The organism is Saccharibacillus sacchari DSM 19268, assembly GCF_000585395.1.
Taxonomy (GTDB): domain Bacteria; phylum Bacillota; class Bacilli; order Paenibacillales; family Paenibacillaceae; genus Saccharibacillus; species Saccharibacillus sacchari.
The window spans coordinates 5231910-5247470 of sequence record NZ_KK073875.1; the positions used below are offsets into that span (position 1 = coordinate 5231910).

12 protein-coding genes are annotated in these 15561 nt (G+C 52.2%); 6 read left to right on the top strand and 6 right to left on the bottom strand.

The window, feature by feature from the left end:
• Nucleotides 1-6: 6 nt before the first annotated feature.
• From SACSAC_RS22650 to SACSAC_RS22665, 4 genes are all read right to left on the bottom strand, one after another.
• On the bottom strand, nt 7-1485 hold the full coding sequence (locus SACSAC_RS22650; protein WP_037290631.1) for an ABC transporter substrate-binding protein: 1479 nt from the start codon (nt 1483-1485) through the stop codon (nt 7-9).
• 508 nt (nt 1486-1993) lie between these two features.
• Nucleotides 1994-3523 (bottom strand): response regulator transcription factor, encoded by a 1530-nt coding sequence (locus tag SACSAC_RS22655; RefSeq protein WP_037290633.1) that lies wholly within the window; start codon nt 3521-3523, stop codon nt 1994-1996.
• On the bottom strand, nt 3498-5357 hold the full coding sequence (locus tag SACSAC_RS22660) for a sensor histidine kinase (protein WP_037290636.1): 1860 nt from the start codon (nt 5355-5357) through the stop codon (nt 3498-3500). Before SACSAC_RS22660 ends, SACSAC_RS22655 begins: the two co-directional genes overlap by 26 nt.
• A gap of 450 nt (nt 5358-5807) precedes the next feature.
• Nucleotides 5808-6566: an exodeoxyribonuclease III gene (locus SACSAC_RS22665; protein ID WP_037290638.1), complete on the bottom strand. Its 759-nt coding sequence runs from the start codon at nt 6564-6566 to the stop codon at nt 5808-5810.
• Between the two features lie 285 nt (nt 6567-6851).
• Between SACSAC_RS22665 and SACSAC_RS22670 the strand changes: the two genes are divergently transcribed.
• A complete protein-coding gene (locus tag SACSAC_RS22670) occupies nt 6852-7646 on the top strand; it encodes a hypothetical protein (protein WP_037290640.1) in 795 nt (264 codons plus the stop codon).
• Nucleotides 7647-7934: 288 nt separating this feature from the next.
• Here the strand turns inward: SACSAC_RS22670 and SACSAC_RS22675 are convergent, their stop codons facing one another.
• Nucleotides 7935-9368, bottom strand: a complete 1434-nt coding sequence (locus SACSAC_RS22675; RefSeq protein ID WP_037290642.1) for a glycoside hydrolase family 1 protein — start codon at nt 9366-9368, stop codon at nt 7935-7937.
• Nucleotides 9369-9458: 90 nt separating this feature from the next.
• On the opposite strand from SACSAC_RS22675, the gene SACSAC_RS22680 reads away from it, so the two are divergent.
• Complete coding sequence (locus tag SACSAC_RS22680) at nt 9459-10430, top strand: helix-turn-helix transcriptional regulator (protein WP_156951068.1); 972 nt, start codon at nt 9459-9461, stop codon at nt 10428-10430.
• Between the two features lie 54 nt (nt 10431-10484).
• Nucleotides 10485-11327 (top strand): isocitrate lyase/PEP mutase family protein, encoded by an 843-nt coding sequence (locus SACSAC_RS22685; protein ID WP_051507336.1) that lies wholly within the window; start codon nt 10485-10487, stop codon nt 11325-11327.
• Between the two features lie 85 nt (nt 11328-11412).
• On the opposite strand, the gene SACSAC_RS22690 is transcribed toward SACSAC_RS22685, so the two are convergent.
• A complete protein-coding gene (locus SACSAC_RS22690) occupies nt 11413-12138 on the bottom strand; it encodes a stalk domain-containing protein (RefSeq protein ID WP_037290644.1) in 726 nt (241 codons plus the stop codon).
• Nucleotides 12139-12333: 195 nt separating this feature from the next.
• On the opposite strand from SACSAC_RS22690, the gene SACSAC_RS22695 reads away from it, so the two are divergent.
• From SACSAC_RS22695 to SACSAC_RS22705, 3 genes are all read left to right on the top strand, one after another.
• Complete coding sequence (locus tag SACSAC_RS22695; RefSeq protein ID WP_037290646.1) at nt 12334-14112, top strand: methyl-accepting chemotaxis protein; 1779 nt, start codon at nt 12334-12336, stop codon at nt 14110-14112.
• A gap of 127 nt (nt 14113-14239) precedes the next feature.
• Nucleotides 14240-14566 (top strand): helix-turn-helix domain-containing protein, encoded by a 327-nt coding sequence (locus tag SACSAC_RS22700; protein ID WP_037288693.1) that lies wholly within the window; start codon nt 14240-14242, stop codon nt 14564-14566.
• Nucleotides 14506-15390, top strand: coding sequence for an IS3 family transposase (locus SACSAC_RS22705; RefSeq protein ID WP_169833786.1), 885 nt, complete (start codon nt 14506-14508; stop codon nt 15388-15390). The genes SACSAC_RS22700 and SACSAC_RS22705 overlap by 61 nt, the downstream gene beginning before the upstream one ends.
• Nucleotides 15391-15561: the final 171 nt, after the last annotated feature.

Below are 15561 nucleotides of genomic sequence, written 5' to 3' on the forward strand. Positions count from 1 at the left end.
TCAGTCTTACTTGCCGTTTTCCGCTTTCCAGGCATCGAGCTGGGTTTGCGCTTCAGCCATCACCTTTTCAAGGCCGGCTTGATTGAACTTCTCGATTGCTTGCGGCAGGTACGTTTCAGGATCAACGGTACCGGTCATCAGCGAGGACCAGAATTGTTCCTTCACGTTTTGCACCGCAGCCAGTTCGCTCGATACGTTCTTCGGATCAAAGTTGAAGCTTAAGATCGGGGAATCCACGCCGGATTCGTTGAACGTTTTGAACTCGTCCCATTTGTTGTCCGGATCGTTCGGGTTCAAGTTGAGCAGCATGTTGTTGCCCAGCGAGTATGAAGGCATATCATAGTTTTTTGACTCCGGCAGGTTTTCCATCCGGTTGTCGGCTGTCTTCTTGTAGTGCGTGCCTTCGATACCGGAATCCACCATGTTGCGCAGCGTTGCATCCGTATTCAGCAGGTTCAGGAATTGCATCGCTTTTTCCGGATATTCCGAGTTGGCGGAGATCGCCATCATGGAACCTTGTACGGAGTTGTTCGTGATGATCGCGTCGCTGGCCGGCGTCGACGTGATCGGGTAGCCATTGCTTGTCGACCATACGTTATCCGCGAAAGGTTGAGTTTGCGCACGATCCAACAGCCATTTTCCCGAAATACCCAGGTCCGAAGTGGAGCCCGTCGTTGCCGCTTCGGGAGCGATATAACCGGCTTGATAGTACTTGCGCATCGTTGTCAGTGCTTCCTTCATTTCCGGGGTTTCCAGAATGTTCACGACTTTATAGTCTGTCGTATCCAGCTTCACGGCCATCGGCAGATTCTGGATCACGTAGTCATAAGGCACATAAGGAATATAGTTTTTGTCCATAGCGAAAGGCGTCACGTCAGGCGCGTTTTCCTTGATCGTCTTCAGCAGCGGCTCCAAGCTGTCCAATGTGCGAACGCCGCTTGTATCCATCTTGTACTCTTCGATCAGGTTTTGGTTAAAACGCCATACTTCCTGTTGCGGAAGCTCTTTGTTTGCCGGAATCGCGTAGTTATGTCCGTCAACCTTCGAGCCTTCCAAGAAGGCCGGGTCGATGGTGTTTTTCAGATCCTGACCGTACTCGTCGATCAGCGAATCCAGTTCCATGAACGCGCCTTTACGCGCATTTTGCACATAGTCGAAACCGCCGGACGAAGTGAAGATAATATCCATCGGCTCACCGGAAGCGACCATCACCTGCATCTTCTGCTGGTAATCGCCCCAGTCGATCATTTTCATGGTCACGGTTGCGCCGATCTTCTCCGTCGTATACTTGCTGACTTCGGCCATGACCGTGTCGACATCCTTTTGCGGAGTACCGATGGTGTACCAGATCAACTCGACGGGTTTCTCCGAAGTGCCTTCGCCGCCCGAAGCCGTGCTCCCGCCACCGCCGCACCCGGAGAGTACGACGCTGAGCGCCGTGAGTGCGGTAATTGCGAGTGAAAATCTCTTCTTGCCTTTTTGCATGAAATAGACCTCCTCTTTTGAATTGCTGTCTGTTTGTGTCTTGCGGTAAGAACTAACTTCACTCTAAACCATGAAAGCACTTTCAAAAAGAAGCGAAAACTAAGATGTCAGGGTACAAAATAAAGAAAAAGACCGCCTGAAGGGCGATCTATTCCATGAATTAGAAAGATTTGTTTACATGAAAATAACATCGAAAAACTTTCATTTTTGCAAAACGGTACTGATGGAACATCACATACGTTGCGAAGCGCTTCGTCGACGGTCCTGTTTTTTAGCGGTGTAGAAACAGCCGGAAACAGATTTCCGAACGCTTATCAACAGGCGCATAGCACACACGGACATTGAAGATTTTCCGACTCATCCTGTACGCTATGCAACATTTATGCTTTTAAAATTGCGATTGGGACCTCCAAGTTGTAGGTTATGCAATAAGTTATCCGCCATCGCCCATTTGTTATTTCCGAAAGTCTGTCCAACTCTGTCGCTTTTCCGCTGAAGAACCCTTTTCCTATTGAAGCGCCTTATATTCGGTCGGAGAAATCCCTACATACTTTCTGAACTGTTTATAAAAGTATCCGGTCTCCCAATAGCCCACGCTGCGCGAAATATCCTGTACTTTATGAGTCGTCGTACGCAGCTTTTCTTTGGCGCGTTCGATCCGGTATTTGTTCAAATAGTCGGTAAACGTCTCGCCGGTTTCTTTGTGGAACAACTGTCCCAAGTAGACCGGATGAATATGATATTGCGAGCCGAGCATTTTCAAAGACAACTCTTCGCCGTAATGAGCCACCACATGCCCGAGCACCTGCTGCACGACCGGACTTCGCGTATCCCGCGTAAGCTGACCGACCGTCTCCTCGGCTGCGCGCCGAACCGCTTCAATCAGCTCTTCCATATGCGAAGCGGCCCGAATCCGTTCAAGCACCTGAAGGAACGGTTCGCCGTCTTCCTCGCGCTTCACCTCACGCAATGCAACGCGAAAATCCGCACAGACGCCGAGCGCGATATTTTGCAGTTCTTCCGGGGTCATGCCTTCTGCTTTGCTTAATGCTACGAAATCCTGGCCGATTCTTCGCTTTAGCTCGTCGCGATCGCGTGCCAGCACAAGACGCGTATACTCCCGGCCCAGATCCGCCTTCGACAGGCCTGTCGATTCGGCTCCCGACCCGCTGCCCCCGGCAACCGGCGGCGCGTATTCGAAGACTTGACGCTGCGGATCGACAAGCGCATACTCCAATGCTTTTTTGGCTTCTGAACGACTGACGGAACCGTGCTGCGGCATAGGACCGATACTCCCCACGCCGATACGCAGCCCTTCCTTTCCGAGTCGCTCCGCAAGCTTCGAAGATACGGCAAGCAATCGGTCCTTGCACGCATCGGCTGTCAAAGGCACGATAACTACCGCGTCACCGTCCATGTCCCGAAAAACGACGCATTCCGGCTCGTCATGCAGTCCTTCCTCTACCTGTAAAGACAGCCCCTGATTCTCTTCAACCGCGCGCAAAATCAATACGCCGAGCCGAGGATGCCGCAACGAGATGCCCATCAAGCTCGCCCGCTCCGCAAACTCGGCCTGCGAAATTTCTCCCGTCAGCCAGCGATGCAGCACATTATCGCGAATGATTCGGGCTCCGAATGCGCCAAACTTCTCTTCACGTTCGGCACGACGCAGTTTTTCGGTCACATTGACAAGCGATGCCTCCAACTCCTCGACATTGATCGGTTTAAGCAAATAATTTTCGATGCCGAGCTTCATACCTTCCTTGAGGTAATCAAACTCGTTAAAACCGCTCAGGATGATGACTTTTAGCTCCGGGCGAGTTTCGCGAATCCGGCGAATCAACTGCAATCCTGTCATCTCCGGCATCGAGATATCCGTGATCAGCAGGTCAATTTCCGTCTCTTGCAAAGCTTCGAACGCTTCCCGGCCATCCTGCGCGCTGCCTACGATCTCCAGGTCGAACGAAGCCCAATCGATAATATCGGACAAGCCTTCCGTAATAAACGGTTCGTCATCCACCAGAAATACTTTGTACATGCCGCTCCCCCTCTTCCGAATCCGGATACCGGATCTCTACCAGTGTTCCCTGACCGACTCCTCCGCTATGCAGCGCGATGCCGTATTCCGGCCCGTACAATAAACGCAATCGTTCGTGCACGCTGCGCATGCCGAAGCCGCCTTCGCCTTCCGATTCTTCCCCCGTACGCTGAAGCCCGGCCTGAAGCTCGCGCAGCTTTTCCGTTGAAATCCCCCGACCGTTATCGCGTACTCTGACCGCAATATCGCCATGCTCCCGATCGGCAAAGATCACGATCCGATTATCCGCATCGCGGCTGCGAATCCCGTGCACGATGTAATTCTCCACGATCGGTTGAACGGATAATCGAGGCACTTCCGCGTCCAGCAGCTCCGGATCGGCTTGAATATCGTACGCGAGGCGATCTTTATAACGAATCCGGAACAGCTCCAGGTACAGACGGCAAGCTTCAAGTTCGTCTTTTAGCGTATGCCGCTCCTTTTGCTGAACGAAGCTTTTGAACAACATCGACAGGCTATAGATCATCTCGCCTACGTCTTTCGCGCCCTGGGAAACGGCACGCATTCGAATGACCTCCAGCGTGTTATACAAAAAATGCGGATTGACCCTGGCTTGCAGCGCGGCAAGTTCGGTTCGCTTTTGCTTGATGTCCGCTTTATAGACCCGGTCGATGTATAAATTCAATTCGTCCAACATATCGTCGAAGCCGCTGGAAATCTGCCCCAGCTCATCGTCTTTGTTATCGTTGAGGCGGCTTTGCAAATCTCCGCGTTTAACGCGTTGAGTCAGGCGAATAATGCGGTTCGTGCGCTTGGCGAAGCTAAAGATGAATAATGACGGCACGAGAATCGCAAACACAATGCAGATCGCGCCGATTGTCACAATCGTATTGCGCAGGCTTCGATACGACTCGGCGGCATCCGCTTGACTCAATATGCCCGCAACTGTATACCCCCCCGAGGTCGAAGCCAGTTTATTGAGATAGATTCCGTCCTCCGCAGACGGCCCCGACGGATTCACGTCATAGACGTAATCCAGCCGCTCCGCATAAGGAAAGCGCTCCCCATAATAATATCCCGATGTGTCGAACAATACTCGACCGTCGGCCGACAGTACGAAAATATCGCCTTTAAACTCTTTTTCATACACGGTCAACGCATTCCACAGACGACTAGAATCGAACCAGACCGTAAGCTGTCCGAGATTTTTAAAAGTCTGTTTGTCGTTGACCGGCATCGTAACCGAATACATCGCTTCATTGGTTTTGCCAAGCGCGCGGCTAACCCAAGCATTCGGTTCGGCTACGTTCGCGTTTTCGATCGCCATCGCATCCGGGACATACGATTGCGACGCATTGACGGCTACTGTTCGAAATTCGCCGTCGCTTCCGAACGAATACAAGACTTGCTGCTCGCTACTGTACAGAATAAGCGCTCGGATATCGGCACGCGCGGCAAGCACGTTTTCCATATACGTCTTGGCGCTTGCCGAATCGATTCCCGTCTCGGTATACCGATCCAGTCGGTAACGGATATAGTCGGAATACGGAGTCATCATAAAAGCGGATAGATCGATCGACAACGCGTCATCGCGGTAAATATCCGGCATGATCGAATCGGCTTCGCCGACGCGCAAGCTAATATAGCGATCAATCGCCGACATCGCCGCCCTCTGGTTATCCAGTTCCCGACGAACGGCCGATTGGGACATCGAGACGAACATGAAATAAGAGAAAGCGATGATCGTGACGATCGTGATGAAGGAGAAGAGCAGAACGATCTTGGTAAACAGATTGTTTTTGACGGTTCTTCGGTAAAAACCCAGGATATCCATACTCCGCTCCTCCTTATTTGGGGCGTGTCTTCAAACTTCGACGGACGTAGATTTAGCTGAATTTTCGTTCTCGGCAAGGAACTTTTTCGCAGGTGTGCCGGGGCACATCAAGAGAAAGTGACGAAGCCATTGGTGGATAGCGACACGCTTCAAGTCAATATCCGCAGAGGGCGAAAAGGCAGGTCAAGATGCAAAGTGCCTGAGTTTGCGTACACGCCCTAGCTTTCGTTTTTGGCTATTTTCGCACTCTAACTTGTATCTGTCCACTCATACCGGACATGAATCTCCCATGGACGTCTACCCTTATCCTTTTACCTTATCGAATGAAACCCCTTTCAATAAGAGGTGAAAATAAAGAAGCAACGTCCAAATTAAAGAAGCTATTGATCCAATCAGAAAGGCATGCCTGAATACGTGTTTTGCGTACTCGGACACACCTTGGAGTTGTAACTAAAAATCCTCTGCCTCCAGCACTACCGGACAATGATCGCTTCCCATAATCAAGCAGTCGATCCGTGCATCCTTGAGCTTGGGAGCCAGACGCTCGGAGGCGAGGAAATAATCGATGCGCCATCCGATATTTCGCTCTCTGACTTTGGCCATGTATGACCACCAGCTATAGACGCCTTCCTTATCCGGGTAAAAATAACGGAACGTATCGATGAAGCCTGAAGCCAGCAGCTCCGTCATTTTCCCGCGTTCCTCGTCCGTAAAGCCGGAGTTGCCGATATTCGGACGGGCATTTTTCAAATCAATCTCCTGATGCGCCACATTGAGGTCTCCGCAGACGATGACCGGCTTTTCGGCGTCCAGCTTTTTCAAATAATCCCGGAACCGATCTTCCCATTCCAAACGGTACGGAAGACGGGTCAAATCACGTTTGGCATTCGGCGTGTAGACATTGACCAGATAAAAGCCGTCGAATTCCAGCGTCAAAATCCGCCCTTCGTCTTCCGAGTCTGTCTCCATGCCGTAACGGACGGTTAGCGGACGAATCTTGGTGAACACCGCCGTGCCCGAATAGCCTTTTTTAAGGGCGTAGTTCCAGTACTGATAGTACTCGCGCGTAGGCTCGATGGTGATCTGACCTTCCTGAAGCTTCGTCTCCTGCACGCAGAAAATATCCGCATTCTCGCGTTCGAAATATTCATTAAAGCCTTTATTGACAGCAGCCCGCAGGCCATTTACATTCCAAGAAATCAATTTCAAACTGCATTCTCCTTCAAACGGTAAATTCAACGGATCGTTTCACGCCTCCAACAGCCAGTGTACCATACCTCTGCATCAAAGGTTAATCTCAACATTAATCTCATTCCCAACTCTAAGGCACGCAAACGCGCGTTCGTTTTTTGGGTTGACAGCCTTTTCCGCCAGTGTTATATTGAAAATAATTACAAATGAACGTCGCAGGGAAGCACCCTGCGGATCAGGTCTTGAGACCTTTTCCGCAGGGTGCTTTTTTTATGTTCGTTTATTAAAAAAGGAGCTGAATCGATGTTTTCCGTATCCAAAAAATATCCGTTCCACCGCCTGTTTCCTTTGTTGCTTGCAACCGTATTGGCCCTAACCGTCTCACTCCCTGCCCGCGCCGAAGCTGCCGGAGATGCTTGGACAGTCGCCCTCTCCGGCATGGATACTCTGTATGACGGGTACACGGCGCTTGAGACGGCGAATAAACTGGAAAAACAAGCGATTCAGGCCTTGCGCAAAGACAGTGCGACACGCCTGAAAGAAGTCAATGCAGCAGTCAAAGCGATTGACAAGGCAAAAATCGACCAATTAGCTTCGACAGCCGCTTCGCTCAAAACCCGCCACACCTCCCTGATTCAGCAGTATAGCGATCTGGGCAAACAAGCAAGCGATGCCCGCAAACGCAAAGACAAGAAGAACGCCGATCTGCTGGATCTTAAGCGCAACAAACTCAAGCCATCCGTTGACGCGGCCAAGCTGGAGATCAAAAATGCAAACGAAGCTCTCTCCGCCGCCAAAAAGCAAGCTACGGCAAAAGCCAAAGTCGTCAAAGACGTACTGGCTTCCGTCACTTCGCTCAAAAAACAGGTGACCGCCGAAAACAAGTCCATCGCCGCATTCAACAAAACACGCGCCGCCTCTTACAAGCGCTATCGCGCTGCCGTCAAGTCCGGCAACGCCATCACAGCCGCAGCCGAATTGACCATGATGTACACGCAACTCGGCAAAATTCATACATCCCAACAGAAAATCTACGGTTGGGAAAAACAAATTTCCGCCGCAATCAAATCCGCAGCAACCAAACTACCAACAAAGTAGCCAATCATATAAAAATATCGAGAAACTCCAACGTAACTGGAAGCGAGAAGACGCAGAGAAAAATTCAGTGAAGGAGCGATAGCGCTCGCCTTTGAAATCGGGAAAATACAAATAAAAATTCAATCTTTTTTCCCGATTTCAACACGCGACCGGAACGAATTTTTCTCGCAGTCTTCTCGCTTCCCCCGCCTACGTAACTTTCGAGGATGCTCGATCATATGATCCCCATTTCAATCATCAAAAAGCCGCGTCCGGCAACCTTCACCGAACGCGGCATCATCAAATGAATTACAGTTGCTCGCCGTTGGAGGCGATCACGTCTTTGTACCAATAGAAGCTCTTCTTCGGCGTACGGCTCAGATCGCCGTTACCGTCGTTGTCTTTGTTGACGTGAATGAAGCCGTAACGCTTCTTCATTTCGCCCGTCGAAGCGCTGACCAAGTCGATGCAGCCCCACATCGTGTAGGCGATCAGGTCGACGCCGTCAGCTACCGCTTCTTTCATCTGAACGATGTGGTCGCGCAGATAATTGATGCGGTAATCGTCGTTGATCGAACCGTCTTCTTCCACGACGTCCACGGCTCCAAGGCCGTTCTCTACCACCATGAGCGGCAGTTGGTAACGGTCGTATAAGTGGTTCAGCGTGTAGCGCAGACCTTGCGGGTCAATCTGCCAGCCCCAGTCGGATGCTTCCAGATAAGGGTTCTTCACGCCGCCGAGCAGGTTGCCGCCGACTTTCTCTACTGCCGGATCGGCACTTTCCACGATCGACATGTAATAGCTGAACGAATAGAAATCAACCGTACCTTCTTTGAGCGTCTGCTCGTCTTCCGGGTGCAGTTCAAGCTTGATGCCTTGCTCTTCGAAGAAACGTTTCGCAAATCCCGGGTATGCGCCGCGAACCTGCACGTCGCCGCAGATCATGTTCGAGATTTGGTCTTTCTTCTGCGCCAGAATGATGTCGTTCGGGTTACATGTGTTCGGGTACGTCGTCATGAAGGCGATCATACAGCCGATTTGGAAGTCCGGATTGATCGAATGGCCCAATTTAACCGCTTTTGCACTGGCTACGAATTGGTGGTGCAGCGCTTGGAAACGAGTTTGCGGGCTGTCCACGCCGTCTGTCAATTCCGTTTTGCCGTCGAACAGGATACCCGCTGCCATGTAGGCGCCAAGCGGCATTGTCAGACAGTTGATTTCGTTGAAAGTCAGCCAGTATTTGACTTGATTCTTATAACGGTTGAAGATCGTGTCGCAATAACGCAGGAAATGTTCGATCACGTCGCGCGAAGCCCAGCCGTTATATTTCTCGGTCAGACCGAACGGCGTTTCATAGTGGGAGATCGTAACGAGCGGCTCGATGTTGTGCTTTTTCAATTCCGCGAATACGTCATCGTAGAACTTCAAGCCTTCTTCGTTCGGCTCCTGGTCATAACCGCTCGGGTAGATCCGCGACCAGTTGATCGACATGCGGAACATTTTGAAGCCCATTTCGGCCATCAACGCGATGTCTTCTTTATAGTGACCGTAGAAATCCACAGCCTCATGGCTTGGATAGTACGTGCCTTCTTCAAGTACAGGCGTAATACGACGTGGTGTCGTGTGCGTACCGCCAGTCATCATATCGGACGTGCTTGGGCCTTTGCCGCCCTGATTCCAGCCGCCTTCGAATTGGTTGGCCGCCGTAGCGCCGCCCCAGAAAAATCCGTCTCTCATTTTCATTGCGTAGTTCCTCCTCCATGATTGGGTGAAGTCTTTACATGTAGTGTACCACCCATACCCTGACAGGGTTTGTCATGGTATAATTTCAACATGGAACATAATCGATTATTTAAGATTTTGCTGCTGCTGTTGGAAAAAAAGAAAACGACGGCTCCCGAGCTGGCTAAACAGTTCGAAGTCTCGGTACGTACCGTTTATCGCGATATTGATCGACTCAGTTCGGCAGGCATTCCGGTTTACACGACAACCGGAAAATACGGCGGGATTCATCTAATGGACAATTATGTCATGGATAAGTCGCTGTTCAGCGAAGAAGAACAAAACGAGATTTTACTTGGCTTATACAGTGTCAGTTCGATCCCGCACTTGAACGGCAATCGCATGTTGACCCGCCTTACAACCTTGTTCGATCACAAGCTGGATTGGATCGAATTCGAGCATTCTCCCTGGGAGAGCATTCCGGCGCAGGAAATGGAGATGTTCAACCAGGTCAAACAAGCGATTTTCGCGCGGCATCCCTTGTCTTTTCATTACGTAAATTCCAATGGAGAAGCCAGCACGGAGACGGCCCAACCCGTAAAACTGATTTTCAAAAATAACACCTGGTATTTCAGAGGCTGGCAGGAGCTTGAACAGGAACAGTCCCGTAGTTTCAAGACGTTCAAAATCAAGCGCATTTCCGACCTAAGCTTCGTTTCCGGCCACTTCGATCGGGACCCGATCGCTCCGCCCGCGGAAGAAAGCAGTCCCGCTTCGCCTCAATTTCCTTTGACGGAAGTTCTGTTCTCCGAATCGGTTGCCTATCGGGTCCGGGACTTTGCCGATCCCGCCCTGATTCGAAAAGAGTCGGACGGGAGGCTGCGCGTGGCGATGCATCTGGAAGTGGACGAACGGCTGTACTCGTTTCTGATGTCTTTCGGCGGCGATGTCACGGTCGCGGAGCCGGCCCATATTCAGGAAGAGCTGCTCAGACGGCATCGGCGCGCGGTCGAACATTTCATTGCGGCAAGCGGCTCCGCGCGCGAAAAGACCGATGCTGAGCGCAAGAATCAGGATGCCTGACCTGTCGGTGTGCGCGTACACTGAAACCAAACCCGACAGGAGGCTTTTAAAACCATGAAACCTAACACCGATAACCCTTTGTCTTCACATTCCCGTACCGCAAGCCGCTCCGCTTCGTCCATCGCCGAGTTTCGGCGTTTGCATGAAGAAGAAGGCCTGCTGTTTCTCGGCAACGCCTGGGATCCCGCTTCGGCCGCGGCTTTGGAAAAAGCCGGCTTTGCGGCGATCGGCACGACCAGTTACGGCATCGCTCAAGCGTCGGGCATGCGCGACGGCGAAGAGATTCCGTTCGACCGGCTTGCGGCGATCGTCCGCGACATCGCGGCCCGGGTGAACATTCCGGTATCGGCGGATATCGAAGCGGGTTATGCTTCGAAACACGCGGACATCGTGGACAATGCGCTGCGCGTCGCGGACGCGGGCGCGGCCGGATTGAATATCGAAGATTCGCCGAAAGACAGGCACGGACTGCGCGACGTCTCCGAACAAGCACGGCTGCTGGCCCTGCTTCGAAACGCGCTCGACGCGCGCGGCTTCGGCGGCTTTTTCGTCAATGCGCGTACAGACACTTACCTGATGCCGGGCGTGTCCGATCCTTTTGAAGAAACGCTGCTTCGCGTACGCGCCTATGCCGACGGCGGCGCCGACGGAATCTTCGTCCCCGGTTTGTCGGCAGACGCGGAGATCGCCGCCGTCGCATCGGCTTCGCCGCTCCCGCTGAACGTCATGTCGCTGCCGGGACTGACTTCGGTCTCCCATCTGCAAATGCTCGGCGTTCGGCGCTTCAGCTTCGGCAATGCTTTTTCCGATCTCGCCCTCGCTTTTCTGGCGCGATCCGCGAAAAGACTGCTGCGTGATCAAGACACGCAATCGCTATATGCAGCGCGGAGCGAATGATCGCTGCCGCGAACACTTAAATACGAAAAAAGGGACCCTGAAAGCCGGAATTCCGGCTTTCAGGGTCCCTTTTTCTATCGGACGATCAGAACGAAGCTTTTTCCACGTGTACCGCTACCGCCTGAATTTGCGCTTTGGTCAGGCTGCCGTTGTCGGACCAGATAGTCACGAAACGATCGCCGACCGGGAACGTCAGCATATCTTTGTCGGACGGCTTGTACCAATTGCCTTTCACGCCGTTGGAGAGCGTAACCGGGGTCAGATCGTAGCCGAACGAATCGTCGCGCGGCGCGACGGCTACCTTCATCTTATCGAACACGTAAGTGACGGAATCGCCGCCGGCGCCCACGCTGTGGAATTTATCCCCTGTCGTCGCCTGCATCGGAGCATAAGCAGTTTCGAAGCCTTCAAATGCCGCGAATGCCGCTTTGGCTGCCGATTTTTGCGAAGCCGTATACGTGACGGCAGTCAGACCGGATTGCGTCTCGCCTGTTGAAGTGCCTGGATTGCCAGTTCCGCTTTTCGCGCCGATTACCACTTTTTGTCCGGCTGCATCATACGTGACCGGTACATTCAATGCCTCGCCCAGTGCACGAACCGGCAGATACGTGGTGTTATTGTAGACGATTGGATCGAGGCTTTTGCCTGCTGCGTCTTTAGGCGTGTAAGCTTGGCCGTTCACGACGAAGCCCAGACCGTAGTTGAGCTGCGCCTTGATCGTCTCGATGTTGGATGCGGCGTAAGCGCCGACCGAAGCGGAAAGTGCCATGCCTGCTACCATTGCTGCCGCGATGAATTTTTTCGATTTCATGATTTGTGTCCTCCTTGGGTGGTTGGAATGCGTTTTTCTTGTTCAACTCAATATACCCGAGGAATATCTCGAAAAAGCCAATGAATTGTATCCATGAAGTAAACATTTTGCCGAATTCAAGCATGCAAGCTATTCAAGTTCCGTAATCTTTCGACGATAATGAAAGGTGGACATTCATCAAGGAGGCTCATCGCATTGAAAACAGGCAAACAAAAAATATTCGGTTTACGAACAAAACTTTACTTGATCATTCTGGTTCCGCTTGTCGTGATCGGCATACTTGTCATGCTAACGACGCGTTCGGCAATCGAGCAGGCCGCTTTGACAACCATGCAGGAGGATACCCGCCGATTGGCAGAAAACACGGCTGCCCGCTTGGGCACGCAGTCCGACGCCATCGAAACCGTATATGCGGACGGCGAAAGTTCTTCCGCCTATCGTACGCTTCGGGAAGAATTGAGCACGCTGCGCCAGCAGGCCGGCGTTCTGTATGCATACATGTTGAACAAAACGGACGCGGGTTGGATTTACACCGTGGACGGAGCGGCTTGGGACGACGAAGAGTACAGCCCGTTCGGAACGGAGGCTTCCTTCGATGCGGACGTCGATACCGGGCTGCTCCAAGGCGAAACGGTCAATACGCCTGTCGTGCACAGCGAAGAATGGGGCGACCTGTTCTCGTCCTTCACTCCGATCCGCGACGACGGCGGAAGCGTGATCGGGTACTTAGGCATCGACGTCGACGCGAATACGCTCGAACAAGTGACGTCGAACACGCTGGCCGATTCTTACAAGATCATTATTCCGCTGTTCGCCGCCGTCTTGCTGCTATCGATGCTCGTCATGCTGCTGGTGGTCAATCGTCTGCTCAAGCAGGTAAACGGAATCAAAAAAGGGCTGGAGCAAGTGTCCGAAGGCAATCTCGATACTTCCGTTAAGCGGATTACCGGCGACCAGCTCGGCGATATCGCCGTTCTGACCGAAAAAATGACAGCCCGAATCAAAGACATGATCGTGCGAATCAAAAACGATTCCGATACGCTCGTGCAGTCGGCCGCGCATGTCGGAACCACGGCGGGCACCAACAACAAGCAGGCCGAAGAACTGACCCGAGCCATTCGCGAGATCGCGTCGGGTTCGATGCAGCAGGCCGAGGAAACGGAACGCGCCGCGCAGTTGACCGATCGGCTCGGCGGCATGATGGACGAAGTCGCTTCTTACGTGCATCAGTTTACCGGCGTCTCGGAACGGTTGGGAGCCGTGCAAGCCGAGGTCAGCCGGGAACACGAAATTCTGCTGGACAAAAGTCGGGATAACATGCGGCGTACCGTCGACCTGACCGAAATGTCCGCGGAACTCGATCGCAAATCGAAGCTGGCCGCTTCGGTCAGCGACCGGCTCAATTCGATCGTCAAGCAGACGCAGATCCTGTCGCTGAACGCCACGATCGAAGCCTCCCGGGCGGGAGAGGCAGGCAAAGGCTTCGCGGTCGTCGCGGGAGAAATGGGACTGCTGGCCCAGCAGTCGAAAGATTCCATTCAAGAAATCGAAACCATTCTCGGCTCTTTCGTCGGGCAAGTCAGCCGCATGAACGAACATTTCGAATCGAACCGCGTCAGCGCAAGCGAACAAGAAACCCAGATCGCTGAATGCCTGCAAACGTTTGGCGAAGTATCCCGGATTTCACAACAAATCGAGACGTTGGCCGAACGCTTGGATCGCCGGGCCGGCGATATGCAGGGCGCGCGCCGTGAAGTCGAACAGCATATGAACGATATCGCCGCGGCGACCGAACAGACGTCGGCCATGACCGAAGAAGTCTCCGCAAGCGCCGACGAGCAGCAGCGCTCCGCGCGCGAACTGGAAGACATTTCGCGTCGTCTGTCGGAAGTGGCGGACGGCATGCAGAGCGTCGCGCGGCAATTCCGCACGGAGCATGCGCAAGATGCAGAGCCGGATTCCCGAATCCGTTAAACCGCTCCTTCTTCCGAAAAAAGAAATAAGCAAAGAAAGCCGGCCTCCTTTCGTAGAGTGCACCCCTTAAAATGGACATTAGAAAACCCCTTGGGTAAACTAATGAGCATTTGGGGGTGCATTTTTTATGGCAAAAAAAGGACAAACCTTTAAGTCGTATCCGGTCGAACTGAAAAGAGAAGCGATTCGGTTACACATCGAAGAGAAATGGACGTATCGAAAGATTACCGCACATTTCCAAATTCAAGATGCAGATCGAGTCAGAAAGTGGGTCAGGAAATATCGAGAGCAAGGCGAGTTTGGCCTGCTGGATCAGCGAGGACGAAAAGAAGAATATCAAGATACAGACCGACAAATTGAGCGATTGAAGCGGGAGAATACGCTGCTAAAAAAGTGCTTAGCCATCTGGAAGGAGGAAAAACTCAAGCCAAGTATGCGCTTATTCGACAAGTAAACGAGAACCAAACGATTCGGTGGCTATGCCAGATCTTTGGTGTTTCTCGAAGTGGATATTACGCTTGGTTAAAGCGACAAGAGGCTACACCTGAAGCCGCAGACGCCAAGCTTGTTCATGCCATCTATTGGAAATACAACGGCATTTACGGGTACCGCCAGCTTCAACTCTTTCTGTGGCAGGATTGTGGAATCTGGATGAATCACAAGAAAGTACTCCGACTCATGCAGAAGCTCCGGATTCAAGCCAGAGTCCGCAAAAAGCGCAGGTACAGATATACCGCAGACGCAGCCGGACTCGTCGCAGAAAATGTACTCAACCAACATTTCAAAGCCGACAAACCGAACGAAAAGTGGGTAACGGACATCACGCAGTACCGAGTTGGCGAGCGTTGGCTCTATCTCTCCGCAGTCAAGGATCTGTTTAATAACGAAATTGTCGCCTACCAGATCGGAGAACACCCGGACAAAGAACTCGTGAAGCAGACGTTCAAGAAAGCGTTCCGCAAACGAAAAGACGTGACGGGTGTGGTCATTCACAGTGACCGTGGAGCCCCGTACACGTCTCATCTTTACCACGACATGCTGCCCAAGGTTGGCGCCCAAATCAGCATGTCTCGCGGGGGCAATTGTTATGACAATGCCTCCATAGAGAGCTTCTTCTCGCATTTAAAAACGGAAGGACTCTATCCGTATTCTATCCGAAGTTTGGACGAGGCGCAAAGACGGATCGAGCAATACATTCGCTTTTACAACACCAAACGACCACAGAGAAAACTAAACAAACTGACGCCGGTAGAGTACCGACGTCAGTTCATTTCTTAGGGTGTTTTTAACTGTCCATAAAATAGGGGCTTGACTATTCGGGAGCGTCGGCTTTCTTCATCTTATAAGTCCGAACGGACTTCGGCGCGTTGAACGGCCGGGCTTTCGTGCAGTACCGTTTCCACGGATCACAACCGTTCTTATGGATAGCGGCACCTTTTCATGGTCTTC

What these genes read in the sequence shown, in the direction of transcription:
- SACSAC_RS22650 (WP_037290631.1), bottom strand. Translation starts at nt 1,485, where the DNA reads ATGCAAAAAGGCAAGAAGAGATTTTCACTCGCAATTACCGCACTCACG.
- SACSAC_RS22655 (WP_037290633.1), bottom strand. Translation starts at nt 3,523, where the DNA reads ATGTACAAAGTATTTCTGGTGGATGACGAACCGTTTATTACGGAAGGC.
- SACSAC_RS22660 (WP_037290636.1), bottom strand. Translation starts at nt 5,357, where the DNA reads ATGGATATCCTGGGTTTTTACCGAAGAACCGTCAAAAACAATCTGTTT.
- SACSAC_RS22670 (WP_037290640.1), top strand. Translation starts at nt 6,852, where the DNA reads ATGTTTTCCGTATCCAAAAAATATCCGTTCCACCGCCTGTTTCCTTTG.
- SACSAC_RS22675 (WP_037290642.1), bottom strand. Translation starts at nt 9,368, where the DNA reads ATGAAAATGAGAGACGGATTTTTCTGGGGCGGCGCTACGGCGGCCAAC.
- SACSAC_RS22680 (WP_156951068.1), top strand. Translation starts at nt 9,459, where the DNA reads ATGGAACATAATCGATTATTTAAGATTTTGCTGCTGCTGTTGGAAAAA.
- SACSAC_RS22685 (WP_051507336.1), top strand. Translation starts at nt 10,485, where the DNA reads ATGAAACCTAACACCGATAACCCTTTGTCTTCACATTCCCGTACCGCA.
- SACSAC_RS22690 (WP_037290644.1), bottom strand. Translation starts at nt 12,138, where the DNA reads ATGAAATCGAAAAAATTCATCGCGGCAGCAATGGTAGCAGGCATGGCA.
- SACSAC_RS22700 (WP_037288693.1), top strand. Translation starts at nt 14,240, where the DNA reads ATGGCAAAAAAAGGACAAACCTTTAAGTCGTATCCGGTCGAACTGAAA.